Consider the following 1015-nt stretch of genomic DNA (forward strand, 5'->3'; position numbering starts at 1 on the left):
TCAAATGATCCATCGACGCCGGTTCGCGTATATCGCCGTCCTCGCCCTGATTGCGATAGAGCGATATTGCGGTATGATAATCCCGCGGCGTATACGAGGCCGCCAAAAACTGATTATCGATTACGGTATGCCTATAGCACGCGTCAAGCACTATGTCGCCGTAAGCGACCGCGCCTCTGGTGTTGTTGTCTCTGAACACGTTACCGCTGAACAGCCAATCGCGCGAATTATACTCGCAGTACAAACCGCCGAGATGGTTTTCGATTATCGTGTTGCCCGTTACCGCAACATTGGCGCCGCGCGGGAATAACGCCCACACATTCGTCTTGAGCGTACATCCGCTTACAGTTACCTTACGCTGATGGGTATGGTCAAACTCCACCGCGTTGAGAAAGCCCAGCAACGTCAAGTTCCGAAGCCTCGAGCCGTTATCGCCTTGCGGGGCGGGTGTCGGTTGACGAAACAAAACCCCTCTCCAAGTACCGAAGTCGTTGGATGTGCTGACGTTGTTGGTGTAATAGTAGAGAAGCGGCCAGCCCTTCGTATGCGCCTTTCTCGCGTCAATGACAACGCCGTTGCCGTCGATGTCGACGGACGAGTTGACGGTAACGATGAAAAGTCTGGGCAGCGAGCCTGAAAGCTGCGAGAGGTCGACCTCCCACGACGTCGCCTTCGCGGCAAACCGCAGCGAGCAGTTGATCTCGAAAGGCTCAACAACCTTGCCGCCGCTGTACCACGCCGCCCAGCGGGTTTGATTCCACGGATCGAAGTCGCCCTGCCCGTCGTTAAGTACGCCCGAGACCGTAAGGCCGAAGGCATTGTGCGCAAAAAGAACGGCGGCGATTATCAAAGTTACGGCAAGTTTGTTCATAGTATAAGCCTTTACTCGTACATACAGGAATGGATAAGGTCGTCCAGTTTCGCCGTCGCCAGGCACTGCACCTGATCGGCGGCGCCGTAATATATCTTCACGGTGCCGTCGTCTTCAAGCACCGCGCCGTTGGTGAACACCACG

Annotated in this window: 1 protein-coding gene; it reads right to left on the reverse strand. The window is 55.5% G+C overall.

Annotated elements, in window-relative coordinates; translation table 11 throughout:
- Window positions 1–871 (reverse strand): hypothetical protein (locus tag Q7U95_RS06025; RefSeq protein ID WP_308752761.1); only part of this gene is annotated, 871 nt, incomplete at its 3' end.
- Between the last annotated feature and the right edge of the window lie 144 nt (window positions 872–1015).

This window comes from Candidatus Oleimmundimicrobium sp. (genome assembly GCF_030651595.1).
GTDB lineage: Bacteria > Actinomycetota > Aquicultoria > UBA3085 > Oleimmundimicrobiaceae > JAUSCH01.